This is a genomic window from Erwinia mallotivora, from assembly GCF_000590885.1.
Classification (GTDB): domain Bacteria; phylum Pseudomonadota; class Gammaproteobacteria; order Enterobacterales; family Enterobacteriaceae; genus Erwinia; species Erwinia mallotivora.
Genome location: NZ_JFHN01000053.1, coordinates 34274 through 60425, shown reverse-complemented (window position 1 = coordinate 60425; position 26152 = coordinate 34274). Strand labels below are relative to the sequence as shown.

Here is a 26152-nt window from a genome sequence, read left to right as displayed (position 1 = left end):
TTGACAGGAAGAAGTAAAGGTCAGGTTATTAAAGGCAGAGAGAGCTAATAACCGGGAACAGGAAAACAAGTGCAGAACAATTTTATAAAAGCAAAAAGGCACCTTCAGGGTGCCTTTCTACACTGGTGGGTCGTGCAGGATGACTCGGCTTACGCCTCGCCCTACGGGTCGTTGCCGCTGGCAACGCTGTCTCACTGCGTTCGACTCGAACTGCGGCAGGTTCGAACCCTGCACGATTTTATAAAAGCAAAAAGGCACCTTTAGGGTGCCTTTCTACATTGGTGGGTCGTGCAGGATTCGAACCTGCGACCAATTGATTAAAAGTCAACTGCTCTACCAACTGAGCTAACGACCCGAAGTGGTGGGTGATGACGGGCTCGAACCGCCGACCCCCTCCGTGTAAAGGAGATGCTCTACCAACTGAGCTAATCACCCACTTCGTGACTTCATAACAGATTTCATTTGAGATGGTGGGTGATGACGGGCTCGAACCGCCGACCCCCTCCGTGTAAAGGAGATGCTCTACCAACTGAGCTAATCACCCCCGCTGTGTGGAGTCGCATTATAGGGATCGCGGGAAATGAGTCAACGCTTTTTAAAACGAAAAAGTGCGTTCGTCTTAAAATTAAACAGACGCCCGGGCTTTCATGTAAAAACCGCATCATCATGAACTCTTTCCGGAAAAGACTGGACAGAAGCCGGGTAATGCCGTTGAGGATTCGTCCTCAGGTGATAGAATGTGGCCCACTTTTTGTTGTTCTTTATGAGAACCTCCGGCGACAGCCGATTCTGATAGCGTAATTAAGGCAGCTGTTAATGAAAATTAAAACCCGCTTCGCACCCAGCCCGACCGGCTATCTGCACGTCGGTGGCGCTCGCACCGCACTTTACTCATGGCTGTTTGCCCGCAATCACGGCGGCGAGTTTGTGCTGCGTATTGAAGATACCGATCTGGAACGCTCTACCCAGCAGGCGATCGACGCGATTATGGATGGCATGAACTGGCTCAGCCTCGACTGGGATGAGGGTCCGTACTATCAGACTAAACGCTTTGATCGCTACAACGCGGTGATTGATGAGATGTTGCAAGCGGGGACGGCCTACAAATGCTACTGCTCAAAAGAGCGTCTGGACGCGCTGCGTGAAGAGCAGATGGCTAACAATGAAAAACCTCGTTACGACGGTCGCTGCCGCGACAGCCACGAATCGCATGCGGATGATGAACCCTGCGTGGTGCGTTTTCGCAATCCACAGGAAGGCTCGGTTATTTTCGACGACCAGATCCGTGGCCCAATCGAATTCAGCAATCAGGAACTGGATGATCTGATTATTCGCCGCACTGACGGAGCGCCTACCTATAATTTTTGCGTGGTGATTGATGACTGGGATATGCAGATCACCCACGTGATCCGTGGTGAAGATCACATTAATAACACGCCACGACAGATCAATATTCTGAAAGCGATTGGGGCTGAAGTGCCTGTATATGCTCACGTTTCGATGATCCTGTGCGACGACGGCAAAAAACTGTCCAAGCGTCACGGTGCCGTAGGCGTGATGCAGTATCGCGATGACGGCTATCTGCCAGAAGCGCTGCTCAATTATCTGGTGCGGCTGGGCTGGTCCCACGGTGACCAGGAAATTTTCAGCACTGAAGAGATGAAGCAACTATTCGATCTGGATGCGGTGAGCAAATCTGCCAGCGCATTTAATACGGAAAAGCTACAGTGGCTGAACCACCATTACATCAACAGCCTTGCCCCGGAATATGTTGCCACCCATTTGCAATGGCATATTGAACAGGAAAACATCGACACCCGTACCGGACCTGAACTGGCTCAACTCGTCAGGCTGCTGGGCGAGCGTTGCAAAACGTTGAAAGAGATGGCCGGAAGTTGCCGTTACTTTTACGAAGATTTCAATGAGTTTGATGCCGATGCTGCTAAAAAGCATCTGCGGCCGGTAGCGCGTCAGCCGCTGGAGGTCGTGCGGGATAAACTAACTGCCATTACTGAATGGACGGCTGAAAATGTCCATCAGGCCATTCAGGCTGCGGCCGATCAGTTGGAAGTGGGCATGGGCAAAGTGGGGATGCCGCTGCGTGTTGCAGTGACCGGTGCCGGTCAGTCCCCGGCACTGGACGTCACGGTACAGGCAATAGGCCAGTCCCGCGCCATTGCCCGTATTGAAAAAGCACTGGCTTTCATTGCGGAGCGTGAAGCGCAGGCTTAATTCCGGCAAAAGTAATAAAGTGATCTCAGGGTCTGATGCCAGTCGGTTAAAGCTGACTGGCTTTTTTTTTGCTTTGCGCATTATTTCCGTCATACGCATAAAAAAAATCCGGAAATGCTACATTTCCGGATTTTCTCATTTCGGCACTGCCGCCCGATCAATCTGTTTCAGTTCATTTCTACTTTTCAGACTGGCTTATATCCAGTCGAAGCAGCATGCCCTGAATACCTTCACGTAACAGCAATGAGTAAAGTTGTTCCTGCTCTTCCGTGTTCATTTGTTGAATCGAGGTCATCAACAGAGCGGGCAGAGAGTTTTGTGTTACGCGGTAGGTGGCGGTTGGCTCAGCAACGTGTCGGGTCGACTTCAAAAAGTTTCTGACATTTTCATCAATGTGGATCATCCGGGCTTTACCACCCTGAACACCGGGTTTGGGCACCGTTGTCCATTGCTCTTTCTTAACCCATTTATTGATCGTCTGCCGACTGAAACCCGTTTCCTGCGCCAGTTCTTCAGGCGTCAACCATTCCTTTTTCACTATGCAATATCCTTTTTGCGTTGATTTGTAACAGGTACATATTACAGCAAATTGTTGTGTGAACAACTAACAGAAAGGACTAATCAGAATGACAGGGGAAAAAACAGGACTCCCTCCGTTTATTAGCAGGAGAGTCAACTCTCAGCGTGTGGCAGATGCAGTGCTTTTTTGTGGTCGCCAGGCCATGTAATAAACCAGGCCAACAAAAACAGCGCCGCCAACGGTATTACCCAGGAATACCGCGACAAAATCAGGGAAATAGTCAGCCCAGTTCAGTTGTTCGGCGAAAATGGCTGCGGGGATAATGAACATATTGGCGACTACGTGCTGAAAACCGATAGCGACAAATGCCATAACCGGGAACCACATTCCTAAAATTTTACCCATCACATATTTACTGGCAAAAGCCAGCCAGGTTGCCAGGCAAACCAGCCAGTTACAGCCGATACCGGAAATAAATGCGTGGATAAAATCTGCATGTATTTTGGCATTGGCGATAGCGGCACTCTTCTTAAGATAGTCACCTTCCGTTATACCCAGCAGATGGCAAAAAAAACCACGCTACCGCCACACTACCGATGAAGTTGGCAAGGGTGACCCAAAACCAGTTACCAGACACACTTAAGACACCGATCTGACAGGCAAACCAGGCCACTGGCATTACCATCATATTGCCGGTCAGGAGCTCTCCTCCGGCCAGTATGGTGGGGATAATACCGACCGGAAACATCACCGCGCCTGACAGACTGCTAAATGAGCCGCAGTCGGCAGGCGGCTGATTAATTACATGGATATCTAACAGAAATCCGGTGGCAATAAAGGCACCCGCCAGAAAACCGAGGATCAGGATGGAAGAAATGAATAAATGACTTTTGGCTACGCCAGAATGGATGACGACTGCCGCTATCTCTCCAGGTTGATTGAGGGACATAGTCGCTCTGAACAATGTGTAGTCGGTGTTAAAAAGAAAAAAAACGAAACTGTTGCGCTGAGAAAGCGCACGTTCAGCCTGGGAAGGGTCAGGGTCTGTTAAAACGTGGGCAGTTTTGTATGAGGAATTAACAAAAAAAAGCATCGAAAAAGATATAAATAACAGCCTGTTTACATTATTTCCATCTTAGCCAGAACGTGCCCGCACAGAAAGAATGATTGCAGGTTGGGGGGCTACATTTTGCAGCGGATTCGTGTTGCTGTAGACATTCATACGGCAGCAGGCATTTTAAAAAGCGGGTTTTTTTAATGTGTTGACGCCTTTTTCAGCGATTGATCCTGGAATGATAATTTGCCGTTGACACCACCGGCACTGTTTCATATTATGCCCGCCGTCAGGATGACATGGTTTATCAGTTTGGGGGTATAGCTCAGCTGGGAGAGCGCTTGCATGGCATGCAAGAGGTCAGCGGTTCGATCCCGCTTATCTCCACCAGATTTTCACTAATAAATCTGAAACTGATAAAACGGTATTATTGGGGGTATAGCTCAGCTGGGAGAGCGCTTGCATGGCATGCAAGAGGTCAGCGGTTCGATCCCGCTTATCTACACCAGATTTAAAAAGAACCCTGCCTGGCAGGGTTTTTTTGTATTCAAAATAATACGTTAAGCAATCAGCGTTATCAGGTCTGTTCAGACTTCCGTTTTATTTCCCACTGCCCGCCATCGTCACTTATCCATCGGTGACAGCCATCCTGTAGCCATTATCAGAGAAATGATGCAAGACGGAAAGTGCAATAAAAAGGCGGCCTGATTAGCCGGGCCGCCTTTGTCTTTCTGCAATGGCTTACAGTACAAGACCTGCGATGGACGCCGATAACACACTGACCAGTGTGGAGCCGTACAACAGTTTCAGACCAAAGCGCGATACCACATTACCCTGCTCTTCATTCAGGCCTTTAATTGCGCCAGCGACAATACCGATTGAAGAGAAGTTAGCAAACGACACCAGAAAAACGGACAGGATGCCTTCGCCGCGAGGGGAGAGGTGACCAGCCAGCTTCTGCAAATCCATCATGGCGACAAACTCATTTGATACCAGTTTGGTCGCCATAATGCTGCCAACCTGCAATGATTCCGCTGCCGGTACACCCATCATCCAGGCAAAAGGATAAAACACTTAACCCAGCACGCCCTGGAAGCTGATACCGAAAATGGCATCAAACAGGGCGTTAATCCCGGAAATCAATGCAATAAAGCCAATCAGCATGGCGGCGACGATGACCGCCACTTTGAAACCTGCAAGGATGTATTCACCCAGCATCTCGAAGAAACTCTGCCCCTGATGCAAATTACTCAGCTTCAGGTCTTCTTCGTGTTCCACGCGGTATGGATTGATCAATGACAGGACGATAAAAGTACTGAACATGTTAAGGATAAGCGCTGCCACAACATATTTGGGCTGGATCATGGTCATGTACGCGCCGACGATTGACATCGAAACGGTGGACATAGCCGTTGCGGCCATGGTGTACATGCGGCGTTGTGACATTTTTCCCAGAATATCTTTATAGGCAATAAAGTTTTCTGACTGTCCCAAAATCAGCGAGCTTACTGCGTTGAAAGATTCCAGTTTGCCCATGCCATTGATCTTCGACAGCACGGTACCCACCGCGCGGATAATAACCGGCAGGATGCGGAAGTGTTGCAGAATGCCAATCAGTGCGGAGATAAACACAATCGGGCAAAGGACATTCAGCCAGAAGAAGGCCAACCCTTTATCATTCATATTACCAAAAACGAAATTTGTACCCTGGGCGGCATAAGCCAACAGCTTGTCGAACAGACCCGCAAAACCTTTTACGAATCCAAGGCCGACTTCCGAGTTCAGGAAGAACCACGCAAGCAGAACCTCAATAACCAGAAGCTGTATAATAAAACGTACGCGAATGTTTTTGCGATCGCTGCTGACCAGCAAGGCCAGCAGGGTCACGACAACCAGCGCCAAAGCAAAATGCAGAATGCGGGACATGATTGCTCCAAATTTGAAGGCTGTTATATTTCGCTGCACATTCTATGTAACGGGTTACAGAAAAACGAGATCTATTCCGCAATATAACAATTACCTATTGCGCGCCGTTGAGAATCATCTGATTTTGTAACTTTGATCTGCTGTTTAAAAAATCACCCATCATGTTGTGAGGTTATCTTTTTTACCCTAAAGTAAAAACTGTTGCTGAGATGTTGGCAATGGCGTAGTTTAACGGTGAATATAGCCAGTGCTATATTTATTAGTACTGGCTATCATAGCAATCAGGAAAACCTGTTTAAATGCGCTTGATAATCATTATCATTTTAAAGACAATACTCATATCAGGTGTATAGCAGGGGTAAGTCTATGTCCGAAGGCCGCACTGTGGAGCAAACGGTTCGTAGCTCCCGAAAAATCAAATTTGCGCTAATGGGGCCAGCTTTCATTGCTGCCATCGGCTATATCGATCCGGGAAACTTTGCCACCAATATCCAGGCCGGAGCATCCTATGGCTACAAACTGTTATGGGTGGTGGTCTGGGCCAACATAATGGCGATGGTCATTCAACTGATGTCGGCCAAACTGGGGATAGCCACGGGGAAAAACCTTGCTGAACACATCCGTGACCGCTTTCCACGTCCTGCCGTATGGTTTTACTGGGTGCAGGCCGAAATCATCGCCATGGCAACCGATCTGGCTGAGTTTATTGGTGCGGCAATAGGTTTTAAATTGATTTTTGGCATCAGCCTGTTGCAGGGCGCGGTGTTAACCGGTGTGGTCACTTTTCTTATTCTGATGCTCCAGAAAAGAGGGGAAAAGCCGCTGGAGCTGCTGATAGGCGGTCTTTTACTGTTTGTGGCCGCTGCCTACGTTTTAGAGCTGTTTTTCTCGCAGCCGAAGATCGGTGCCCTGATGCAGGGCGTTGTCGTTCCCTCGCTACCCACCGCTGACGCGGTTCTGCTTGCTGCGGGTGTGCTGGGTGCGACCATCATGCCGCATGTTATCTATCTGCACTCATCGTTGACGCAAAGCCCGGATGGTGGCACGCGCGCAGAACATTACTCCTCCACCAAACTTGATGTGGCGATTGCCATGACCATCGCGGGATTTGTCAATCTGGCGATGATGGCGACCGCAGCAGCGGCGTTTCATTTCAGCGGCCACACCGGTATTGCCGATCTGGACCAGGCCTATCTGACACTCGATCCCCTGTTGGGTCGGGCGGCGTCACTGGTCTTTGGTCTGAGCCTGTTGGCGGCCGGGCTCTCTTCAACCGTGGTAGGCACCATGGCGGGCCAGGTGGTTATGCAGGGCTTTATTCATATACGGATTCCATTGCTGGTCCGTCGTGTGGTGACCATGCTGCCCTCATTTATTGTCATTATGGCGGGCTGGGAACCGACACGTATTCTGGTGATGAGCCAGGTTCTGCTCAGTTTTGGCATTGCGCTGGCGTTGGTTCCACTGCTGGCTTTTACCGGCAATCGCGAGCTGATGGGCGATATGGTTAATTCACCCCTGATGCAAAATGTCGGCAGGGTGATCGTGGTCGTGGTGGTGGCGCTTAATCTCTATCTGCTGGTGTCGATGGTGTGATGACAACGGTGAAAGCCGCCGGTTAAAGGCGGCTTTCCTCAGCAAAATGTGGTTCTGATCATTAAGGATTAGCGCCAGCCACCCTCATCGCGATCGTCGTAATAGCGTTCACGTTCGTGCCATCTGTGCTCCCGTTCCCACTCGTGTCGACGACGCATCTCTTCATGGCGGCGCCACTCTTCCTGTTGACGCCATTCCTCACGACGACGCCATTCCTGATAACGCCACCAGCGTCCCTCGTCGTAACGATAATTATCATGCCAGTCACGCGGGTCGCGCCAGCCTCCACCATCCCAGTAGCGACCGTAGGGATCGCGATCGCCGATATGTAATTCAACGCCAGGTGCCAGCATAATTCTCGCACTGTCGGCCTGTGCTGTGTGCAGTGCTAACGGAGATAAACCTGCCAGTAAGGTGGCCAGAAGAATGAGTCGTTTCATGTTGTCTCCTTATCAGCGGCGTGACATCTCCACCGTGCTGGCAGCATATAAAAGAGATAACGATGGTTACGCCTGGGCAAATCTTAAAAGGCGAAAGGGGAGTGGAATTGGGAATTTTCCGCAACGCTCCGCCGCGATGTACGGCGGAGCAAAGATTAACGCAGTATCGCCTCAATGCTGTCCAGTTCGGTCTGGCTGAACTCACGCTGATGGAGCATACCCACCGCATCATCAATCTGAGCGGTTTTACTGGCGCCAATAAGTACTGAGGTGACTCGACTGCCACGCAGCACCCAGGCCAGCGCCATTTGTGAAAGTTTCTGCCCCCGCTGCTGAGCGAGCGTATTCAACTGACGCACCTTATCCATCTTTTCTGGCGTCAACTGGCTGTCATTGAGGAACTGACTGCCGCTGGCAACGCGTGAATCTTGCGGAATACCCTGTAAATAGCGATCGGTTAATATGCCGCCCGCCAGCGGAGAAAAGGCAATGCAGCCTGTCCCATGTTTCTGCAATACATCCAGCAGGCCATTTTCCGGCGTGCGCTCAAACATTGAATATTTGGGCTGATGAATAAGGCACGGGGTGCCCAGTTCACGCAGCATGACGATTGCTTTATCTGCCAGCTCAGCCGGATAGTTAGACAGGGCGATATAAAGCGCCTTGCCCTGACGCACGATGTGGTCCAGCGCGGTCATCGTTTCTTCCAGTGGCGTTTCCGGGTCCGGACGATGGTGGTAAAAAATATCCACATAGTCCAGCCCCATGCGCTTAAGGCTTTGATTAAGACTGGCAATCAGATACTTACGGGAACCCCAGTCACCATAAGGGCCGTCCCACATGGTATAACCTGCTTTAGAGGAGATAATCAGCTCATCGCGCAGCGCGTGGAAATCCTGGCGCAGAATGCGGCCAAAGTTTTCTTCTGCCGATCCGGGAGGCGGGCCATAGTTATTGGCCAGATCAAAATGGGTGATGCCGTTATCAAATGCGTGTCGCAGCAGCTCGCGGCTGTTGTCGACTCTGGTGCTGTCGCCGAAATTGTGCCACAAACCGAGCGACACGGCGGGAAGCTTCAGCCCGCTTTGTCCACAGCGGTGGTAGGTCATTGTCTGGTAGCGTTTCCTGTCCGGTTGATAAACCATGAAGAGATCCTGTGCGATAACGTGGGTATCAGTGATGAAAACAGCAGTGTATACGTTTACATCGAAGCATATCGCGCTGTCGATCGCAATCTGATCAACCGGTCGCTTCAGCACAACTGCTCAGCATTTTGCCGGTAAAATTAACAGGTAACAGGCTATCGTTTTTTCCTGATATCAACAGATAGTGCCAGTCTGAGCAAAGAATTCAGATTGATGCCCGTGGGCAATCGTTGATGTGAAAGGTATGGTGAATGGTTACAGCGTGACTTTCCGCTCACCCGTGTAAGGTGAGCGTTGTCGTTTGAGTGGGGGAAATTTATGATGTGTTCTGATTACGCAAGCGGAGTAAAACAATAATGACTAAATATGCTTTGGTAGGTGATGTCGGCGGAACCAATGCCCGCCTCGCACTGTGTGATGTTGAAAATGGTGCCATCTCACAAGCCAAAACGTTTCCCACAGCAGACTATGACAATCTTGAAGCCGTGATCCGTTTCTATCTTGACGAGCAAAAGCAGGATGTGACCGATGGTTGTATTGCCATTGCCTGTCCGATCACCGGCGACTGGGTCGAGATGACCAATCATGACTGGGCTTTCTCAACCAGCAAAATGAAAGACAATCTCGGTTTTGAGCATCTCGAAATCATTAATGACTTCACCGCTGTTTCAATGGCAATCCCTGTGCTTTCTGCGGAGGATGTCTTGCAGTTTGGCGGTAAAGAGGCGGTGAAGGATAAACCTGTAGCGGTCTATGGTGCAGGTACCGGGCTGGGCGTTGCGCATCTGGTGCATGTTGATAAGCGCTGGGTGAGCCTGCCGGGGGAGGGAGGCCACGTCGATTTCGCCGCCAACAGCGATGAAGAAGATCAGATTCTGGAAGTGTTACGTGCTGAGTTGGGGCATGTCTCGGTGGAGCGAGTTCTGTCCGGAGCCGGGCTGGTCAATCTGTACCGGGCAATTGTCAAATCAGATGACCGGGTGCCGGAAAACCTTAAGCCTAAAGATGTTTCTCAGCGCGCACTCGACGACAGCTGCACGGATTGCCGCCGGGCGCTCTCTCTGTTCTGTGTCATCATGGGGCGTTTTGGCGGTAATCTTGCGCTGAATCTGGGGACTTTTGGCGGCGTTTATATTGCGGGTGGCATTGTGCCACGCTTCCTCGACTTTTTTAAAGCCTCTGGCTTCCGCGCCGCCTTTGAAGACAAAGGTCGCTTTCGCGACTATGTCTGCGATATCCCGGTATATCTGATCACCCACGATCAGCCAGGCCTGCTCGGCGCCGGTGCCTATCTGCGTCAGACGTTGGGCAGTGTGCTGTAATTTTTCACGGGCCAGACTTCTTATGGCCCTTACCCGGTGGTTATTTCGGGCTCCTGATCGCATTTTTTTCCTTACATCTCCTTCCGGCCGCTAACTCAGCAACTCTCCGTCAACGTGTTGATCAGCAAAGCATTCAGCGTTATCAGCAGCAAGCTTAATTGGGATGGAGAGTGGCGTAATTACGGAAATCCAGGTAGATAAAAGGGGATGTCATTTTTTCAGGTTTGACGGTTTTCTCTGACAGACTTTAAGGTGAACGTTTGTCATCTTCCCTGGTGCGATTGCCAGGCAACGCCTCATGGTCTGCTGTATTAAGTGCGCCTTCAGTCGCTGAAAACCTTTCTTCAAGGTGCCGCGTACTCCCCGCAAATTTCTGGCTTCTTTGTGTAAAAACAGGCAATTTCCTGCTGGTTAGCGCTGAGGCGTCGGTAAACCATCAGGGAGATGACATCAGTCATCAGCGGCTGACTGCCGAGCAGATTCAGATTCTCCCAGCCTGCTAATTAAAAGGGGAAATCTAAAAACTCAGTCTTTGATTGTTTTCCTGTTAACGTTGTAAGACCTGGTGAACAGTCATTTACCTGGCGGCCCTGCCGATAAACATTTCTTCCGGCCTCTCGACAGGCTGCTTACCTCTGCGATATGTTCATAGCTGACCCACTGGTGGTCAGCGTCGCTCGGACGGTCCGGGCGCTAACGTAACTCAGAGGTTTCTATGGCTGATATCAGCTCTGCACGTCGTTTTTCCCGCATTGAACGCCTTCCACCCTATGTGTTTAATATCACTGCTGAACTGAAGATGGCCGCCCGCCGACGTGGCGAAGATATTATCGATTTCAGTATGGGTAATCCGGATGGCCCAACGCCGCCGCACATTGTGGAAAAACTCTGTTCCGTGGCTCAGCGTGAGGACACTCACGGCTATTCCACTTCACGAGGCATTCCCCGCCTGCGTCGGGCGATTTCCCGTTGGTATGCCGATCGCTATCAGGTGGAGATCGACCCGGAATCCGAAGCGATAGTCACTATCGGTTCAAAAGAGGGGCTGGCGCATCTGATGCTGGCAACTCTTGATCACGGAGATATGGTGCTGGTGCCAAACCCCAGTTACCCCATTCATATCTATGGCGCGGTGATTGCCGGGGCGCAGGTACGTTCGGTTCCTCTGGTAGCGGGTATTGATTTCTTCAACGAACTGGAAAGAGCTATTCGTGAAAGTTATCCGAAACCGAAAATGATGATCCTCGGTTTCCCCTCTAATCCTACAGCGCAATGTGTGGAGCTGGATTTCTTTGCACGGGTCATTGCACTGGCGAAGCAATACAACGTGCTGGTGGTCCACGATCTGGCTTATGCCGATATTGTCTATGACGGCTGGAAGGCGCCATCGATCATGGAGATACCCGGTGCCCGCGATGTTGCCGTTGAATTTTTCACCCTGTCAAAAAGCTACAATATGGCTGGCTGGCGTATCGGATTTATGGTCGGCAACAAAGAGCTGGTGGCGGCACTGGCTCGCATCAAGAGCTACCACGATTACGGCACTTTTACTCCTTTGCAGGTCGCGGCTATTGCGGCGCTGGAAGGCGATCAGCAGTGTGTGCGGGATATTGCAGAGCAATATAAACGCCGTCGCGATGTGCTGGTGAAAGGTTTGCATGAAGCGGGCTGGATGGTGGAGATCCCTAAAGCCTCAATGTATATCTGGGCGAAAATTCCTGACCATTATGCGTCAATGGGATCACTGGATTTTGCCAGACATTTGTTGCAGGAAGCGAAAGTTTGCGTTTCTCCGGGTATCGGTTTTGGCGACTATGGTGATACCCACGTGCGTTTTGCGCTGATTGAGAACAGTGACCGTATACGTCAGGCGATCAGAGGCATTAAAGCGATGTTTCGTGCTGATGGTATTTTGCCCGGTGTCAGCGCTTCCCCGGAAGAACCCGTCTGACAGCAAGGGGCAGGCTTTTTGCCTGCCCCGCCAGTTTGCTGTTTATAACATCAGACAGAATGTCCCAACCCACACCAGCAGAATAAAAGACACTCCCATCAAAGCATATTTCACCGTACAACTCCCTGCGGCGGCTCGTGGCCTTCTTCACGTGAACAGAATAAAAGCGAAAAGATTCTCGTCCATTCGCTCAGGGTTGCCATCATCAGTTCATGGCAGGACCGCGCGCTAATCTACTGATTCTTTGCGGTAAAATAAAGTGATCCCTGAAATTATCGGATTCAGTGAATATCAATCTCTGGCACTACCGACATGCCGACGCGCAAACGCGCCAGGTCTGGCTGACTGGCGTCCAGCACTATCTTTACGGGCAGGCGCTGCGCCACTTTCGTGTAATTTCCGGTGGCATTGTCGGCGGTAATCACCGCAAATGTGGATCCGGTTGCCGGAGCGATGCTGTCAACATGTCCATGAAGTATGACGTCAGGTAGCGCGTCAACCCTGACAGAAACGGCTTGCCCTGTCTGCACATGCTTTAGCTGCGTTTCCAGAAAATTAGCCAGCACATAGCTCTGCTGTAAGGGGACCACCGCCATCAGGCGCGTGCCAGCCGAAACCCAGGCACCGGGACGAGCTGAGCGCTGACCAACGGAACCGTCAACCGGCGCGGTGATACGGGTGTAAGAGAGGTTAAGACGTGCCTGGTCAACGCTGGCGCGTGCTGCGGCGATGTCAGCCTGAGCCTGCTTAATCGCCGCCTGCAACACCGGCACCTCATTTTGCGCCGCCAGAGCTGCGGCTTTACTTTGCCGTAGCCCTGCTGTGGCTTCACGCAGGGTGGCATAGGTTTTTTGCTGCTCATCGGCGGTTGCCGTTCCACTTTTCAACAGGCGACGATAGCGATCGGCATTCTGTCCGGCATATTCCAGGGTGGCTTCGCTGGCGCTGACGGCAGCTTCGCTCTGCGCGATGGCGGCCTGTTGCTGTTGCAGACTGGCCTCTGCGCCTGCCAGTTTTGCTTCAGAGATCTTAAGGTTGGCCTCTGCGCTTTCCAGTGCGACGCGATAATCCTGATCGTCAAGCGTCGCCAGTAACTGACCCGCTTTCACCGCCTGGTTATCACCGACATTAACGTAACGAATGTAGCCGGAAATTTTGGGTGCCACCAGGGTGTAATCGGCGGCCACCACGGCATCCTCAGTGCTGGCCTGATGCCGGCTCATGGCAGACCAGACAAACAGAGCGGCTGCCAGCAACAACAATAACGACAGAGCCAGCATCAGAATTCTTTTTGCAGGTGTGAAGCGCATGGTGATTATCTCGTGGTGGAGGTTGCTGATTGCATCAGTGTCTGGGGTGGATAAACGCGCGTCGCCAGCAAGGCGGTCAGCAGCACCAGCAGCAGAGCAAAGCCGGTTATCAGTAAATAGAGATCGCTGACGCTCAGGATCAGCGCCTGATGTCTGAGCAGCGTGGCTAAGTGGCGAATATTTTCCGCTGAACTGACTGAGCCATCTGGCAACAAAGGTGTCAGCGGGCCGGCGCTGGCTGCGTTATCCGCCATGCTTAGCCAGAGGTGATTACCCATCTGGTCAATCAGATGGTGAGAATGAAATTTCTCACGATAAGTGAGCAGGTTTTCAATCAGGCTGCCAGCCGCCACGCTGGCAAAACCACGTACGGTATTGAACATCGCAGAGGCCCAGGGGCCTTCCGTTGGATGAACCACACTGGTGGCGCTCATCAGCACAGGCAGAATCATCATTGGCTGGCCGAACGCCTGCAACAGCTGAATTGTCCAGAAGTTTTGCCGCGCCCAGTCACCGGTGATTTGCATACCCAGCAGACAGGAGAGGCACAGCAGCGCGGCACCACTGCTCAGCATCAGACGGCCGTCAATCCAGCGGCGGTTTAATAATGCTGCCAGCAGTGGCGCGATAAGCAACTGAGGTAAACCAACAGCCAGCGCCAGCGGGGCAAACTGATTAATGCGAAATCCGTCCACCTGTGAAAAATATGCAGACGGCAGGGCGGAACCAGAGAGCGCTGTCAGCAGTATGATTGCCAGTGCCAGCAGGCCGTGAGCCAGGTTGCGCCTGGACAGCATCTGCAATCTGAACAGCGGCAGCGGGTGATACCACTCATTAATGAAAAAAATGGTCAGCAATGCCAGAGAAAACAGCAGCATGCTGGTAATAAGCGGCGAGTTGAACCAGTCAAGTCTCTCTCCCTGGCTCAACACAAGAATAAGCAATGCCACTCCACTACAACCTGTCAGCATACCGATCAGGTCAATCTGCCGGAAACGCTCCGGTCGCAGCGGATCCTGCGGTAATCCCCAGCTCATTAGCAGGCAGGCGACAAAAATCGGCGGGATAACCTGCCAGAATACAAACTGCCAGCCAACTGAATCGGTCCAGAATGCGGCCAGCGAAGCGGCAATATTGGGACCAAAAGTCGCAGTCAGGGCATAAGCTGCCAGCCCGTAGAGTTTGATCGGGGGAGGCAAAAAACGCAGTGCTACCGTCATCAGCAGTGGCGGTAAAGCACCACCTGCAAGGCCCTGTATGACACGCAGAGCAACAAAGAGTGCGGGAGTGGATACGCAGGGCTGTATTGCGCCCGTGATGGCAAAAACCGTAGCCACGCTCAACGCAAAACGTCGTAGTGAAAAGGTGACGGCGAACCAGGGCGCAATCATCATCGCCGCCACCTCCGCAGCCTGATATGCAGAAGTGATCCAGCTGGCACGATCGTAATCAAAACCGGTTGCTGCCCGAATATCGATCAGCGCCAGATCGGTAACCCGATCGTTGAGGCCAGAGGTCAGGGCAGCAATCATCACGCCAACCAGGCCAAGCGCCAGACGCAGGGTAAAAGGGTGAGAGGCCGCAACAGGCTGGGAAGACATAACGGCTCCATGAGGATAAAAATTATGTGATTCACTGTACCGTATTACGGTACATTTGCTGTGCATACTACCTTGTGAGTGAGTGTATTGCAATGCGATACACTGAGCCGTAACCGCAATAGCGTGCTAAAATATCGGCCTTAAGCAAGGAAGGAAAGCTGATGTCTGAATCTTCAATTCCCCGTGAAGACGAACGTAACGGCGGGATCCAGGTGATCTCGCGGGCCGCAAAAATTCTGGATGCTCTCGGTAATCGTCCCGATGGTATGAGCCTGGGGGAAATTGCCCAGGCCGTTGATCTCCCTCGCTCCACGGTACAGCGTATCGTCGCCGCGCTGGATTCGGTGCAACTGGTGCGCATTCATGGCGCAGGCGGTGTTCGCCTTGGTCCGGCCCTGCTGCGACTGATTGCCACTGTTCACACCGACGTGGTAGCCATCGCCCGGCCCTGGCTTCAGACATTAAGTGATGCCACGGGCGAAACGGTAACTCTGGCGCGTGCCAGTGGCCTGCAACTGGCAATTGTGCATTCAGTGGTTGCCGATCGTGAGTTGCGGGTGGTACCGCGCATTGGGTTGCATCTGCCGTTGTACAGCACTTCGGGTGGAAAAGCCCTGCTTGCGCTGGAGAGCGATCAACAGGCAAGGGCGCTGGTTGGCGATGCATTTGAGGCCATTACCGATCTCACGGTAAAAGCTTTTCCGGAGTTGCTGGAGCGATTAAAGGAGATTCGCCGCACGGGGGTTTCTTATGACCGCGAGGAAACGCTGGCAGGGATTTCGACGATGGCGGTCGCTATCGATACCATACTTGGACGCTATTCCATCAGTTTACTGGTTCCTTCCAGCCGCTTTCAGCAGCATGAGGCGCTCTACCGTGAAGCAATCCTTAAATGCAAAGAGGCGCTGGTGGATGAGATAGGCAAAGCGTCAATACGTGACTGACAGGAGAGGGAAATGCAAAAACTTTTGGTTGCCGTCGATAATTCAACAATTGCCCGCAAAGTCGTCTCCCTGGCTGTTCAGCAGGCCAGAGCACTGGCTGCGCAGGTGGTAGTTTTATGCTGTGTTGATGCCAGCTACGCTGCCACAACGGGTGACTATATTATCGAAGCGGGGGAAGATCCCGGCGATTTTGGCAGTGCACTTGACGAACAGAACACGGCGGAGGCTGCTGTCCGTCAGGCACTCGCGGAGCTTCAGGGGGCAGGGATTGACGCAACCGGTAGAGTCATTGCCGGAGAATCGGCTGAAACCATTGTTGCTCAGGCTAATGAAATGGGGGCAACGATGATTATCATGGGGCGTCGCCATCTGTCTTCTTTTAATCGTCTGTTAAAAGGATCGGTCAGTGCCGCAGTAATTGAACGAGCCAGCTGCCCGGTTCTGGTTGACGTGCGCGTCGACTGATTATATTTCCGGGCTGCGCCGACTGGCCCGCTTATTCAGGATGCAATTTTGACTTTCTTCGCCGGGCTTATTGTTTTTATTTGCGGCATTGCCGCGCTTTTGATTTTAATTCTGCTGCACAAGCGCAAAAAAATCAGCACAACGCTGGCCGTATGGCTGGCGATTGTTCTTATTGCTGTCAGCAGTACTTATTACGTTGCTGTAAGAGTGCCACATCAGCAGCACGAGGCCCGCCTGAACGCAGCAGAACACTATTTTATCAACCTGCCACTTTACCGTACGTTGAAGGTGCAGCAACCTTCGCTATACCAAAAGCTGCATCAGCAATATCTGTCGGCAGTGGCAACGGGCGAAAGCGAAGCGCAGGCGCTGGAACATCTTCGGCCAATGCTGGCAGACCTGCTCAGTCAGCGTATCAGCTATGCCAGTAATGAAGCATTGTACCGCTATATGCAGGTTTCGCTGGAGCAGATGAAAGCGCTGCGTCAGCAAAATAGCGAACTCTGTTTTAAATTTTTGTTCCCGCAGGTCAGTGGAGGAATTAACACCACAGAAAGTCTGCCTGTTGAGTTGCGTAAAAAGGAGGGCGAAGCCCTGGACTATTTTCTGCAACAAAGCTTTGGGGCAGAACACACCGGTAATGCATTGCAGGGACGTGAAGATCTGGGAAATATTGTTCGCAGCCTGTACGGCCGCTGGGGGAGTGATCTGCAATTAATTAATGCACCGGCTGAAACAGGGGCTGATAAGACGAAACTTTGTGAAATGACCATCGATCTTTATCAATCTGTGCTGGCACTTCCGGTTAATCATTCGGCTGAAGTACTGCGTATCATTCTTGACGGCAATGCCAACTGGTAGCAAAAAAAAGCCCGCTCGCCGCGGGCATAACATATTGTTATAACAGTAATATCCTGGTGTGGTACAGGTATGTCGTTTTGTGAAGTCATCATGTCATCGATAAGAAAAAGGCACCAGGTGTTTTTCTTGATTGATTCAATCGGCAAAATTTTGCATCCACACTGTAAAAAATGTGCAAATACGGTTTTTTCCGATAGTGAAATGAAATTGCGTTGTTATGATACTGCTGCGGAAAAGGAGCAAAAATGAATAAAAATAAATCTTTAACTTACACACTGCTGATCGGTGCATTTTTATTAACGGGATGTACATCCAGCAAACCCGGCGCGTTTGAAAAAGTCGATGAGGATCGTGCAGTAAATACGGTGCAATATCGTTTTAATCCGTCGCTGGTAAATAAAACAGCCATGCTGGAAGATGTACAACGTTATTGTGCAGAGCGAGGTTTTGATAAAGTCGAACCGATTAAACCGCAGGAAAGTCGCATTCCCGGATTAATGAAAGCCTGGTATCAGTGTAACTACAGTATTAAAAGTTAAATAATAAAAAGGGCGGGAAAATTCCCACCCAATGTTGTTGCCTTTCTTTTTTATTGCTGTGTGCAGGCTTTGCCTGTCACTATATCACATCTTACTCTTCTTCAATGCCTGCTACTCAGACGGCTGCATTTCAACAGCGATTCGGGCCAGGCCCATAGCGGTAGCCGTAGTGCGGGCCGCCATGATAACCGCCGCCATGGTGCCAGCCGGGCCCACCACGATAACCATCATCAATAATACAACCACTCAGCATCATTATCACACCCAGAACAGAGACGGCTTTAATTAATGTTCTCATTGGTAATGCTCCTGCGCTTTTTCAATGACTACAAGCTTACAATTGAAAAGTGAAGGAATAATGCCGACTTTGTAGAGTTATTTAATTAAATATTTCAAAATAATTCTTAATATGTAATTCGTTGCCAACGGCGAGGATTATAAATAAGAAAAAGACGAAAAAAAAGCCCCAGCAGAAGGAATGCTCTTAATTATATTTAAGAGATGCTCAACCAGAGTTTATTATCTCCCTTTATTTCACCACGGCAGAAAATCATTTTTGCATTACACTCAGTGCTGTCATTGGTGTTCAGGAGAAATTTATGCGCTATCAGGTTGATAATGTACTGGCGGTGCAGGCAGAACTCGGAGAGTGTCCTGTCTGGTCGGTGAGCGAGCAGGCCCTTTACTTTGTCGATATTCTCGCTCCGGCGATCCACCGTTTCGATCCTGGTAGCGGTGAACATCGCGTTATGCCGGTGGCAGAACATATTGGTTGTTTCGGTCTGAGAGAGCAGGGCGGTTTTGTGGCGGCATTACGCAGCGGCGTCTGTATGCTTGATCACCACGGAAAAATTGCCGCACGAATTGCACCGAATCCCGGAGAAGCGTCTCGTAGCCGCTTTAACGACGGACGAGTTGACCGTTTTGGTCGTTTCTGGTGTGGCAGCCTGTGGGAGCCGCAGGATCGTAATGGCGGCAAGCTGTGTCGACTCGATGAGAATCTCACCCTGACCGTTCAGGCAGAAGATATTATGATTTCCAACGGCGTGGCTTTTTCACCCGACAGCCGCTGGATGTATCATTCTGATACGCCAAATGGTGTGCTCTATCGCTATCCGATGGATGAGCAGGGTGAAATCGGGCCACGACAGGTCGTACAGCGCTTTGTAGAGCAACAGGGAGGCTTACCAGACGGCGCGGCGGTGGACAGCGAAGGATTTTACTGGTCGGCCATGTTTGATGGTGCCAGAGTTATTCGTCTCAATCCGGCCAATGGAGACATTGTCGATGAAATCCCTCTCCCGGTACGCTGGCCAACGATGGTTGCTTTTGGAGGCCCTGACCTGAAGACGTTATTTATTACCAGTTCGCGCGAGGAACGTTCGCCACAGGAGCTGGCGGAGTATCCCCAGTCCGGCGATCTCTTCGCGGTGCGGGTCGGCGTCGCCGGCATAGCCGAGCCGTTTTATCGCCGCTAAGTTTCGTTGGCCTGACAGCGGGTGACAGACAGCCCGCTGTCAGCCTGACTATCAGCCGGTAGTCAGCCGCATATTGCGCATATCGTTACCGGTAGGTGTCTGATGAACTCTCAGATCAAATTCAGGCAACACCGCGAAGATATGGTCAAAAATATCTGACTGAATCCTTTCATACTCCAGCCACACCGTCGTATTGGTAAAAACATAAATTTCAATTGGCAGTCCCTCGGAGCCGGGAGCCAGCTGACGCACCATCAGCGTCATTCCCTTATGGGTCCGGGGATGCGCCTTCAGCCAGGCTTCCAGCCAGGCGCGGAAAGTCCCGATATTGGTCATTCTGCGACCGTTGAGAGGGGTGCTGAGATCGCAGTTCAGACCTGCATTCCACGCCGAGACTTCCTCTTTTTTGCCATCCAGGTAAGGTGTAAGCAGCTGCGCCCGTTGCATAGCAAGGATGTCTTCTTCATTGAGGAAGCGAATGCTGGTGGTATCAATGTTGATACTGCGCTTGATACGACGCCCACCTGATTCAGACATTGCCTGCCAGTTTTTGAACGAATCAGAAATCAGCGCCCAGGTCGGGATGGTGGTAATGGTATTGTCCCAGTTACGCACTTTTACCGTGGTCAGGCCGATATCCACCACCGAGCCGTCTGCGCCATATTTCGGCATCTCCAGCCAGTCCCCCAGCTTGAGCATACTGTTTGCTGAGAGCTGAATCCCGGCCACCAGACCAAGGATGGGATCTTTGAACACCAGCATCAGCACGGCGGTCATTGCGCCCAGTCCGGTCAGTAACACCAGCGGGGATTTGCCAATCAGCACCGAAATAATCATCAGCGCGATCAGCAGGGCAGCAATCAGTTTCAGACTCTGAAAGATGCCACGCAGTGGTAATTGTGTGGCGAACATGCTGTTTTCCGACAGCCCAAGGACAAGATCCAGCAGTGAGAAAAACATCAGCAGGCTGAAGATCATCATCCATACCTGGCTTGCCACCATAACGATACTGAAAACGGGTTCATGCCCCTGAAGAAACATCTCCGACTGAATCTGTAACAACACACCCTGCATTAACAGGGCGAAGCGGCTGAACAATTTACTGTCGAAAATAACGTGAGGCCACTGGCGTGATGATTTTGTGGCAAGCCGGCGCAGAAACGGCAGCATGGCACGGTGGAGCAAGCCGTGGACAATTAAGGAAATAATTAAAATTATGCCAAGCATTGCCAGCAGGGCAATCAGCGGTGCATAAGGTAGTTCGAAAGTTGTAAGCCAGCCAAGAATATACTGATACATCTGTTTCTGTTCCCTGTGTTGAGACTGTTCCAGTGATTAACCGACCACTTTGCAAAGCCGGGGGTGGGGAGAATAACGTGGCTGGAAGCGTAAAATCAAACTGCCAGCTGGCTAACCACCAGGCTGGTCGCAGGGGTAAAGAAGCTCGCGCAGGATAGCAGCGCGCTGTTCCGGTGAGAGATAAATCATACCGAACAATTTGTGAGGCTGGCGTTCCTGGCGGAACAGAAGATAAAGCGCGGTGAGCATAGCAGGACGTTTTTTCATGGCTGTCTCCTTATGAAATACAGACAGCCTGAACCTTTCAACCGTGAACAAACAGTGTCGGTTTTATTATTTTTGTTCCGCGTTTTCTTTACTGAATATAGCTGCGAATCGCGTCGGCAATGGCTTTGTTAGCCGCACGCTCATCACGATGTTCGGCGTCATCGGCCACTTTTTGCAGATACTTATTCAGTTTGCCGCCGGTTGGCACATTGCCATAGGCGATAAGCATCTGCACGATATGTCTCAGTGCGAGAACTTCCACAGTCAGTCCTTCAACGACAGCGTCTTTATCCGGCATAGGTTACTCCACTACCACTTTGATGAATATTTGCCAGATTAGCGGGAAAGTGCAGATTTCAATCAGATGAATACAGCAAAAAACTGCTGCTAAATCGTCACAGAACCTTCAGGAGAGATAAAGTATTGCCCCTGGCGTGATGAGGCGTTCATACAGCCTGGCGGCACTGTAATGCGTGGCATCCTGCTGTTCCTGCGTTGTACTCCAGACCATTGACTGTATGTGTCTGAGTTGATGCCACACCAGTATCGCCGATACCGTCAACGAACAGATGTGTTCGTTTTGCCGACAGAGCAACGTATAGTGCCACTCCTCATCCAGTTCGTTACAAAAGAACTGCACGGATTCAGAGGGCAGCAGTGCACGCATGTCGGGCAGCAGATACTGGCTGACATGGCGGGTAAGCCGGAGGGTAAAGGTGTTCAGCATGCGGGCAACTTCCTGTTGAGATGGGCAAAAACCTATCTTAATGAATCAGGGTTTAAGTTCAACGCGTTAAACTGGGTAACTCACCCTGAACAAAGCATCATGTTGATGCTGTTAAACCGGGAAAACAGATGAAAAATATCCTTTTACTGATATGGGCAACATCGCTGTTGGGTTGTGCCGCGCAGCCAGAAAAACCTGCCACTCCAGCCAAACTGGGGATGCCAAATCCGGCTTCTGCATGGTGTGTAAAACAGGGTGGAAACCTCGATATTGTCAACACCGGACAGGGACAGACCGGCTATTGCACTTTACCCGGCGGGGAACGGGTCGAAGAATGGACGCTGTATCGCCGTGATCATCGATGATGTTTTTCAGCGGCTGGCCGCTTCCGCTTTTCGTCAGCGTTTCCACCTGGGGCAGACGGAATATCACTACTGCCGTAAGCGGGGGGAAGCGGAAGTCAGGCGTCACGCGCAGGACTTTATCAACATGCGGCTGGCGCCTGCTGTACCTGCCAGCGACGGTAAACAAACCCCCATGCGCGGACATCCGGTGTTTATCGCACAACACGCCACTGCAACCTGCTGCCGTGGCTGTCTGAGCAAATGGCATGCGATTCCCGCTATGCAGCCGCTGACGCAAGCGCAACAGGCTTATATTGTGGCGGTGATCATGCGCTGGTTAGAGCAGGAAATGCAGCGGCCACTGCCGCCCGAAAAGAAAACGCGCAATAAGAGCAGACCGCATGGCGACCAACAACTGGACCTGTTTGACTAATCCGCTGCTGGTCAGGTTTTGCTGAGGGTGTAACTTTTTACTTTGCCATTATCCAGCTGTACCGTCAGCGTCTTGCCAACTGTGGTGCTCATCGCGTTGGCTTTACTGTAGGACCACATCATCAGGGTATGATTTTCCGGGTAAGGTGTCTCAGATGTCGGCTGACCAAACAGCGAAATCAGCTGCTGACGGGTTGTGGAACCATACTGAATCTTAGCCAGTTTCGCGTCGTCGAAATTTACTCCCGACGAAGAAGAGCAGCCGCCAACCGCCAGAATAAGCATCAATACGCAGAAATATTTTTTCATTCACACCACCTCAGATTGAATCCGACTATAGTAACAGAAAGTCAATTTCACGTGATGTAAACAGCAGGAGGGTGAGATGTCGTCCAGCGCTAACCATCAAAAACCTGAGAAAACCGATAAGCACCATCCGGCGAGAGATAATCCTGCTGAACACGGTGAGATCCCTCGCACGCGCGATGACAGTGAGGATCATAAAAAAGATCCTTATCAGGATCGCGGTAAGTGATGATTGCTGTCCGCAGCATGCCTGAGGCTTGTTATGCGCCAGCTACCCGGTAAAGACAGCCCTTGTAAGCGATGTGAGCAGGGATAACGCTTTTATCGTTGCGTTCTGCCATGCTGAACAGCACCGCTCTTATCTCAGTAAGCAAAAATTAATTCAAGTCTGCCGTTATCTGATCGAAATAAAGTGATGTCTGTGGGGGATGACTTTTAAAATCCGCAGAGATTTTACCGACAACCTTTGTTCGGGTCAGAGGGCGATGACAAAATGAATGAAGTGCTGATTCTGAATATCACAGAATATTAATTACAGGGTGAACGGCATCCATACTCTGTTTTCAGCCGCCAGAGATATTGTGAAATGGCGTGAATGGATTACATCTCTGGACAATTCAGATGGGTTACTGTCAAATATTATTACATCGTCAAAATGACAGAAATGAGACGATAAGGCCGGATGAAAATAAATTCTTATCACTCTTAACGTCTCATGCCTGCTTAATCTGAGTCAGCGCGGGATTCCCTTTTTGGAGGGCTGGAATAAGTTGGGGCCAGAATCATTGCCATACCTTAATACGGTGACTCAGGCTGGATAGTTATGCCTGTCGATCGCTCAGCTGTCAGTTTTAACAGCCTGTACTACACTTGCAGAATCGAAAAAAAGGTGGCGATATGACTGAGAGTGAATTCCGGGCGATACTGAAACAGCAAGGCTACAGCGAGCCGGTGTTGGTTGAGAGAGCCGCCAACAGCTGTCTGGATTGGCATTCGCATCCCTTCGAAGCGATGGCCCTGATCCTTGACGGTGATATAACCATTACTAATAGCGCAGAGAAAGTGACTTATTCGGCTGGCCAGACTTTTCATCTGGTTACTGATGAGCAGCACGAGGAATATTTTGGCAGCAAAGGGGTAAAATATCTGTCCGGGCGTAAAAGTTAATTTTTCCGCTATTTTTATTATTTTAAAACTGTGCAGATGTAATCAGGAAACAGGGCGTGAAAACGCAACGGCATCATCTTATTTGTTCAATCAATTATCCAGGTTTATGTTTAACAGATGAGTGTGTTTCTTGTGATCGAATCTGCACCTGAATTATTAACGACATTATTCTGCGACAAGTAGTAACGTCATGTCATAATGCCGTATGTTGATCAGTTGGTTATTTGTATTCTTATCTCCGGCAGAAATTGTCCGCATATCACTTTTCCTCAGAGATATGTGCCTTATCGCTGCTGACGGGCTGGCGTTTTTTCAGTTTGCATCAATCTGTTCAGGTCACTAAACAATATTTGTCAGTGGATTAATTATAAAATTACTAATAATTAAGCCTGCGCTGCCGATAGTACTTTGTTCCGCTACGGTTAATCCGTTTTTGGTATGGTTTTTCTCGCATCTCTTCAGGTGGATATGTTCATGACAATTACACAGCGACTTTTTCTGAGTTTTTCCTTGCTTGCAGCCTCTTTGATTACGGTGGTCATTGTTGCCATGTTTGTCGTCACCGGATTTCAGTCGCGATTTCAGTATGTCCAGGAAAATGCTATTCCTTCAATCATCGACCTCGGGAAGCAGGTTGATAGCAGCAATGAACTGATTATCTGGCTGTATCGGCATCAGAGTGCCACCGACCTGAATAAACAGGCGCAGGTAGGAAAGCAGATTGACGAGGTGATCGACAAACTGCAAACCCTCAATCAGTACTATCTGGACCACGATATATCCAGCGATGAAGATCGTCAGATGACCCAGGCGGCCTTTGCCACGATCAAAGATATCAGAGACAGGTTACCGGTGTTCATCCAGGGATCGCTGGCGCAGGACGATAAAGTATCGTTGCGCGAACTCCAGGGAAATGCCGGTATCGGCCAGTCAGCCAGGGATCTTATCGCTGGCTATCAGAAACAGCTGAAGCTGAATGTCGATATCAGTAACCAGCTCAGAAAAGACAACGATCGTATTTATAACACCACCTTCTGGAGCATGATTGCAGGCTCCTCCGCAGTAATCCTTATTCTGGGTACGCTGGTGATAAAAATTATCCTCAGTATCCGCAGAAGCCTTAACGCCATGCGCACCACCATGGAAAATGCCAGCGCCTCTCTTGATCTTACGCTGCGTGCTGACGACTCGCGCAGGGACGAAATTGGCCTGACAGCCCAGGCCTACAACCACCTGGTGAAAAATGTCGCCAGTTCACTCTCTTCGGTTAGCGCATCTTCAGACTCTGTCAGCACCGCATCAGCACAAATCTCCGCCGGCAATGAAGACCTGTCATCCCGTACTGAAGAGCAGGCTGCGTCGCTGGAGCAAACGGCAGCGAGCATGTCTCAACTGACTGAAACCGTCAGGCAGACCGCTGAGAACACCCGCCTGGCTACTGAACTTTCGCAAAATGCGCGTGAAATTTCAGATAACAGTGTTACCCGCGTGCAGGCGATGTTGGCGACGATGTCTGATATCCGCAACAGCTCAACGAAAATTACCGACATCATATCCCTTATCGAAGGCATTGCCTTTCAAACCAATATTCTGGCGCTTAACGCTGCGGTGGAAGCGGCGCGTGCCGGTGAACAGGGCCGTGGATTTGCGGTGGTGGCGGGTGAGGTGCGTAATCTGGCTCAGCGTTCTTCCGCATCAGCCCGTGAGATAAAAGAGTTGATCGAGTCATCCATGCGTTATGTGGAAACCGGCTCAGAACAGGCGGAGGACGTCGGGCAGAACATGGACCGCATGAAGGATGCTGTTCGTCAGGTTTCTGACCTGATAAATGAAATTTCTGCCGCTGCTCAGGAGCAGATGCTGGGTATTGGTCAGGTCCATCAGGCTGTTAATCAGATGGATGATGTGACACAGCAGAATGCCGCGTTGGTGGAAGAAGCGTCAGCGGCATCCCGCTCGTTGATGGAGCAGGCAGGCACCCTTAATCAGTTGGTTTCCGCCTTTATCATTAATGCGCCGTCCACAACACCGACGACGTTGAGACCGACAAACAGCCCGGCGATAAAATCGCTTCCGGCATTGCCGACGGCGAAAACCGAAACAAATCTTCAGGAAAACTGGGAACACTTCTGACCTTTACTGGTGAAGATAACCGTTCAGGCATTTCGTTTTAGATCCGCTCGCAAGGGCGGATTTTTCTGTCACCCCTGTCAGGGTTAATCAATA

At 50.7% G+C, this 26152-nt stretch carries 26 protein-coding genes, 5 tRNA genes, 1 other RNA gene and 2 pseudogenes; 16 read left to right on the top strand and 18 right to left on the bottom strand.

Annotated features, from left to right (window positions below):
* Positions 1-123: 123 nt before the first annotated feature.
* From BG55_RS21905 to BG55_RS12795, 4 genes are all read right to left on the bottom strand, one after another.
* Positions 124-248, bottom strand: a non-coding RNA gene (locus BG55_RS21905) — RtT sRNA.
* Between the two features lie 31 nt (positions 249-279).
* Positions 280-355: transfer RNA gene (locus tag BG55_RS12805), tRNA-Lys, on the bottom strand.
* 4 nt (positions 356-359) lie between these two features.
* Positions 360-435, bottom strand: a tRNA-Val gene (locus tag BG55_RS12800).
* 33 nt (positions 436-468) lie between these two features.
* Positions 469-544: transfer RNA gene (locus BG55_RS12795), tRNA-Val, on the bottom strand.
* A 272-nt stretch (positions 545-816) separates the two neighbouring features.
* Between BG55_RS12795 and gltX the strand changes: the two genes are divergently transcribed.
* Positions 817-2232 carry a glutamate--tRNA ligase gene (gltX, locus tag BG55_RS12790; protein WP_034938241.1) on the top strand — a complete coding sequence of 472 codons (1416 nt, stop codon included), beginning with the start codon at positions 817-819 and terminating at the stop codon, positions 2230-2232.
* A gap of 178 nt (positions 2233-2410) precedes the next feature.
* On the opposite strand, the gene BG55_RS12785 is transcribed toward gltX, so the two are convergent.
* Together BG55_RS12785 and BG55_RS12780 are read right to left on the bottom strand one after the other, a co-directional pair.
* Positions 2411-2770 (bottom strand): YfeC-like transcriptional regulator, encoded by a 360-nt coding sequence (locus tag BG55_RS12785; protein WP_034938239.1) that lies wholly within the window; start codon positions 2768-2770, stop codon positions 2411-2413.
* A gap of 141 nt (positions 2771-2911) precedes the next feature.
* Positions 2912-3701, bottom strand: a pseudogene (locus tag BG55_RS12780) (formate/nitrite transporter family protein).
* Between the two features lie 419 nt (positions 3702-4120).
* Between BG55_RS12780 and BG55_RS12775 the strand changes: the two are divergent.
* Both BG55_RS12775 and BG55_RS12770 read left to right on the top strand, forming a co-directional pair.
* Positions 4121-4196: transfer RNA gene (locus tag BG55_RS12775), tRNA-Ala, on the top strand.
* A 42-nt stretch (positions 4197-4238) separates the two neighbouring features.
* A tRNA-Ala gene (locus BG55_RS12770) sits at positions 4239-4314 on the top strand.
* A 233-nt stretch (positions 4315-4547) separates the two neighbouring features.
* On the opposite strand, the pseudogene BG55_RS12765 reads toward BG55_RS12770, so the two are convergent.
* Positions 4548-5732, bottom strand: a pseudogene (locus BG55_RS12765) (NupC/NupG family nucleoside CNT transporter).
* A 366-nt stretch (positions 5733-6098) separates the two neighbouring features.
* Here BG55_RS12765 and BG55_RS12760 point away from each other — a divergent pair.
* Positions 6099-7328, top strand: a complete 1230-nt coding sequence (locus BG55_RS12760) for an Nramp family divalent metal transporter (protein ID WP_034938238.1) — start codon at positions 6099-6101, stop codon at positions 7326-7328.
* Between the two features lie 68 nt (positions 7329-7396).
* On the opposite strand, the gene BG55_RS12755 is transcribed toward BG55_RS12760, so the two are convergent.
* Together BG55_RS12755 and mgrA are read right to left on the bottom strand one after the other, a co-directional pair.
* Positions 7397-7768 carry a DUF2502 domain-containing protein gene (locus BG55_RS12755; RefSeq protein ID WP_034938236.1) on the bottom strand — a complete coding sequence of 124 codons (372 nt, stop codon included), beginning with the start codon at positions 7766-7768 and terminating at the stop codon, positions 7397-7399.
* Positions 7769-7923: 155 nt separating this feature from the next.
* The gene (gene mgrA / locus BG55_RS12750) at positions 7924-8913 is read right to left on the bottom strand and encodes an L-glyceraldehyde 3-phosphate reductase (RefSeq protein ID WP_034938234.1); all 990 of its coding nucleotides are present in this window, start codon (positions 8911-8913) and stop codon (positions 7924-7926) included.
* A gap of 356 nt (positions 8914-9269) precedes the next feature.
* Here mgrA and glk point away from each other — a divergent pair, with 356 nt between their 5' ends.
* Complete coding sequence (gene glk / locus BG55_RS12745; RefSeq protein WP_034938233.1) at positions 9270-10235, top strand: glucokinase; 966 nt, start codon at positions 9270-9272, stop codon at positions 10233-10235.
* A 715-nt stretch (positions 10236-10950) separates the two neighbouring features.
* The gene (gene alaC / locus BG55_RS12740; RefSeq protein WP_034938231.1) at positions 10951-12186 is read left to right on the top strand and encodes an alanine transaminase; all 1236 of its coding nucleotides are present in this window, start codon (positions 10951-10953) and stop codon (positions 12184-12186) included.
* Between the two features lie 42 nt (positions 12187-12228).
* Here alaC and ypdK read toward each other — a convergent pair whose 3' ends face one another.
* From ypdK to BG55_RS12730, 3 genes are all read right to left on the bottom strand, one after another.
* Positions 12229-12300 (bottom strand): membrane protein YpdK, encoded by a 72-nt coding sequence (gene ypdK, locus BG55_RS23510; RefSeq protein ID WP_152542785.1) that lies wholly within the window; start codon positions 12298-12300, stop codon positions 12229-12231.
* A 167-nt stretch (positions 12301-12467) separates the two neighbouring features.
* A complete protein-coding gene (locus BG55_RS12735; protein ID WP_034938229.1) occupies positions 12468-13496 on the bottom strand; it encodes an HlyD family secretion protein in 1029 nt (342 codons plus the stop codon).
* A gap of 5 nt (positions 13497-13501) precedes the next feature.
* Entirely contained in the window at positions 13502-15097 is a 1596-nt protein-coding gene (locus BG55_RS12730) for an MFS transporter (RefSeq protein ID WP_034938227.1), read from the bottom strand.
* A gap of 161 nt (positions 15098-15258) precedes the next feature.
* Here BG55_RS12730 and BG55_RS12725 point away from each other — a divergent pair, with 161 nt between their 5' ends.
* The 4 genes from BG55_RS12725 (at position 15259) to BG55_RS12710 (ending at position 17906) form a co-directional block, all read left to right on the top strand.
* The gene (locus tag BG55_RS12725) at positions 15259-16041 is read left to right on the top strand and encodes an IclR family transcriptional regulator (protein ID WP_034938226.1); all 783 of its coding nucleotides are present in this window, start codon (positions 15259-15261) and stop codon (positions 16039-16041) included.
* Between the two features lie 12 nt (positions 16042-16053).
* On the top strand, positions 16054-16506 hold the full coding sequence (locus tag BG55_RS12720; protein WP_034938224.1) for a universal stress protein: 453 nt from the start codon (positions 16054-16056) through the stop codon (positions 16504-16506).
* Positions 16507-16554: 48 nt separating this feature from the next.
* Positions 16555-17367 (top strand): hypothetical protein, encoded by an 813-nt coding sequence (locus BG55_RS12715; protein WP_052018831.1) that lies wholly within the window; start codon positions 16555-16557, stop codon positions 17365-17367.
* Positions 17368-17612: 245 nt separating this feature from the next.
* Positions 17613-17906 carry a hypothetical protein gene (locus BG55_RS12710; RefSeq protein ID WP_052018829.1) on the top strand — a complete coding sequence of 98 codons (294 nt, stop codon included), beginning with the start codon at positions 17613-17615 and terminating at the stop codon, positions 17904-17906.
* A 130-nt stretch (positions 17907-18036) separates the two neighbouring features.
* Here the strand turns inward: BG55_RS12710 and BG55_RS23010 are convergent, their stop codons facing one another.
* A complete protein-coding gene (locus BG55_RS23010) occupies positions 18037-18204 on the bottom strand; it encodes a hypothetical protein (RefSeq protein WP_200871620.1) in 168 nt (55 codons plus the stop codon).
* A gap of 301 nt (positions 18205-18505) precedes the next feature.
* Here BG55_RS23010 and BG55_RS12705 point away from each other — a divergent pair, with 301 nt between their 5' ends.
* Entirely contained in the window at positions 18506-19384 is an 879-nt protein-coding gene (locus BG55_RS12705; protein WP_034938223.1) for an SMP-30/gluconolactonase/LRE family protein, read from the top strand.
* A gap of 51 nt (positions 19385-19435) precedes the next feature.
* On the opposite strand, the gene BG55_RS12700 is transcribed toward BG55_RS12705, so the two are convergent.
* The 4 genes from BG55_RS12700 to BG55_RS12690 all read right to left on the bottom strand — a co-directional run bounded on the left by BG55_RS12700 (position 19436) and on the right by BG55_RS12690 (position 21677).
* Complete coding sequence (locus tag BG55_RS12700; protein ID WP_034938221.1) at positions 19436-20683, bottom strand: mechanosensitive ion channel family protein; 1248 nt, start codon at positions 20681-20683, stop codon at positions 19436-19438.
* A gap of 111 nt (positions 20684-20794) precedes the next feature.
* On the bottom strand, positions 20795-20950 hold the full coding sequence (locus BG55_RS23005; RefSeq protein ID WP_200871619.1) for a hypothetical protein: 156 nt from the start codon (positions 20948-20950) through the stop codon (positions 20795-20797).
* A gap of 88 nt (positions 20951-21038) precedes the next feature.
* A complete protein-coding gene (locus BG55_RS12695; protein WP_034938220.1) occupies positions 21039-21248 on the bottom strand; it encodes a hypothetical protein in 210 nt (69 codons plus the stop codon).
* A gap of 108 nt (positions 21249-21356) precedes the next feature.
* Complete coding sequence (locus BG55_RS12690) at positions 21357-21677, bottom strand: hypothetical protein (RefSeq protein WP_034938218.1); 321 nt, start codon at positions 21675-21677, stop codon at positions 21357-21359.
* A 128-nt stretch (positions 21678-21805) separates the two neighbouring features.
* On the opposite strand from BG55_RS12690, the gene BG55_RS12685 reads away from it, so the two are divergent.
* Both BG55_RS12685 and BG55_RS12680 read left to right on the top strand, forming a co-directional pair.
* Complete coding sequence (locus BG55_RS12685; RefSeq protein WP_034938217.1) at positions 21806-22042, top strand: putative hemolysin; 237 nt, start codon at positions 21806-21808, stop codon at positions 22040-22042.
* Positions 22029-22454 (top strand): DUF4186 domain-containing protein, encoded by a 426-nt coding sequence (locus BG55_RS12680; RefSeq protein ID WP_235192756.1) that lies wholly within the window; start codon positions 22029-22031, stop codon positions 22452-22454. Before BG55_RS12685 ends, BG55_RS12680 begins: the two co-directional genes overlap by 14 nt.
* Before the next feature lie 11 nt (positions 22455-22465).
* Here BG55_RS12680 and BG55_RS12675 read toward each other — a convergent pair whose 3' ends face one another.
* Positions 22466-22762 carry a hypothetical protein gene (locus tag BG55_RS12675; protein WP_034938215.1) on the bottom strand — a complete coding sequence of 99 codons (297 nt, stop codon included), beginning with the start codon at positions 22760-22762 and terminating at the stop codon, positions 22466-22468.
* A 76-nt stretch (positions 22763-22838) separates the two neighbouring features.
* On the opposite strand from BG55_RS12675, the gene BG55_RS23000 reads away from it, so the two are divergent.
* The 3 genes from BG55_RS23000 to BG55_RS12665 all read left to right on the top strand — a co-directional run bounded on the left by BG55_RS23000 (position 22839) and on the right by BG55_RS12665 (position 26059).
* Positions 22839-22988 (top strand): hypothetical protein, encoded by a 150-nt coding sequence (locus BG55_RS23000; protein WP_200871618.1) that lies wholly within the window; start codon positions 22839-22841, stop codon positions 22986-22988.
* 668 nt (positions 22989-23656) lie between these two features.
* A complete protein-coding gene (locus tag BG55_RS12670) occupies positions 23657-23926 on the top strand; it encodes a cupin domain-containing protein (protein ID WP_034938213.1) in 270 nt (89 codons plus the stop codon).
* Positions 23927-24400: 474 nt separating this feature from the next.
* Positions 24401-26059, top strand: a complete 1659-nt coding sequence (locus BG55_RS12665) for a methyl-accepting chemotaxis protein (protein WP_034938212.1) — start codon at positions 24401-24403, stop codon at positions 26057-26059.
* The last annotated feature ends 93 nt before the right edge of the window (positions 26060-26152 follow it).

Bases quoted from the DNA above. Each gene is read 5' to 3' on its own strand.
- gltX (WP_034938241.1), top strand. From the start codon at position 817: ATGAAAATTAAAACCCGCTTCGCACCCAGCCCGACCGGCTATCTGCAC.
- BG55_RS12760 (WP_034938238.1), top strand. From the start codon at position 6,099: ATGTCCGAAGGCCGCACTGTGGAGCAAACGGTTCGTAGCTCCCGAAAA.
- BG55_RS12755 (WP_034938236.1), bottom strand. From the start codon at position 7,768: ATGAAACGACTCATTCTTCTGGCCACCTTACTGGCAGGTTTATCTCCG.
- mgrA (WP_034938234.1), bottom strand. From the start codon at position 8,913: ATGGTTTATCAACCGGACAGGAAACGCTACCAGACAATGACCTACCAC.
- glk (WP_034938233.1), top strand. From the start codon at position 9,270: ATGACTAAATATGCTTTGGTAGGTGATGTCGGCGGAACCAATGCCCGC.
- alaC (WP_034938231.1), top strand. From the start codon at position 10,951: ATGGCTGATATCAGCTCTGCACGTCGTTTTTCCCGCATTGAACGCCTT.
- BG55_RS12735 (WP_034938229.1), bottom strand. From the start codon at position 13,496: ATGCGCTTCACACCTGCAAAAAGAATTCTGATGCTGGCTCTGTCGTTA.
- BG55_RS12730 (WP_034938227.1), bottom strand. From the start codon at position 15,097: ATGTCTTCCCAGCCTGTTGCGGCCTCTCACCCTTTTACCCTGCGTCTG.
- BG55_RS12725 (WP_034938226.1), top strand. From the start codon at position 15,259: ATGTCTGAATCTTCAATTCCCCGTGAAGACGAACGTAACGGCGGGATC.
- BG55_RS12720 (WP_034938224.1), top strand. From the start codon at position 16,054: ATGCAAAAACTTTTGGTTGCCGTCGATAATTCAACAATTGCCCGCAAA.
- BG55_RS12710 (WP_052018829.1), top strand. From the start codon at position 17,613: ATGAATAAAAATAAATCTTTAACTTACACACTGCTGATCGGTGCATTT.
- BG55_RS23010 (WP_200871620.1), bottom strand. From the start codon at position 18,204: ATGAGAACATTAATTAAAGCCGTCTCTGTTCTGGGTGTGATAATGATG.
- BG55_RS12705 (WP_034938223.1), top strand. From the start codon at position 18,506: ATGCGCTATCAGGTTGATAATGTACTGGCGGTGCAGGCAGAACTCGGA.
- BG55_RS12700 (WP_034938221.1), bottom strand. From the start codon at position 20,683: ATGTATCAGTATATTCTTGGCTGGCTTACAACTTTCGAACTACCTTAT.
- BG55_RS23005 (WP_200871619.1), bottom strand. From the start codon at position 20,950: ATGAAAAAACGTCCTGCTATGCTCACCGCGCTTTATCTTCTGTTCCGC.
- BG55_RS12695 (WP_034938220.1), bottom strand. From the start codon at position 21,248: ATGCCGGATAAAGACGCTGTCGTTGAAGGACTGACTGTGGAAGTTCTC.
- BG55_RS12690 (WP_034938218.1), bottom strand. From the start codon at position 21,677: ATGCTGAACACCTTTACCCTCCGGCTTACCCGCCATGTCAGCCAGTAT.
- BG55_RS12685 (WP_034938217.1), top strand. From the start codon at position 21,806: ATGAAAAATATCCTTTTACTGATATGGGCAACATCGCTGTTGGGTTGT.
- BG55_RS12675 (WP_034938215.1), bottom strand. From the start codon at position 22,762: ATGAAAAAATATTTCTGCGTATTGATGCTTATTCTGGCGGTTGGCGGC.
- BG55_RS23000 (WP_200871618.1), top strand. From the start codon at position 22,839: ATGTCGTCCAGCGCTAACCATCAAAAACCTGAGAAAACCGATAAGCAC.
- BG55_RS12670 (WP_034938213.1), top strand. From the start codon at position 23,657: ATGACTGAGAGTGAATTCCGGGCGATACTGAAACAGCAAGGCTACAGC.
- BG55_RS12665 (WP_034938212.1), top strand. From the start codon at position 24,401: ATGACAATTACACAGCGACTTTTTCTGAGTTTTTCCTTGCTTGCAGCC.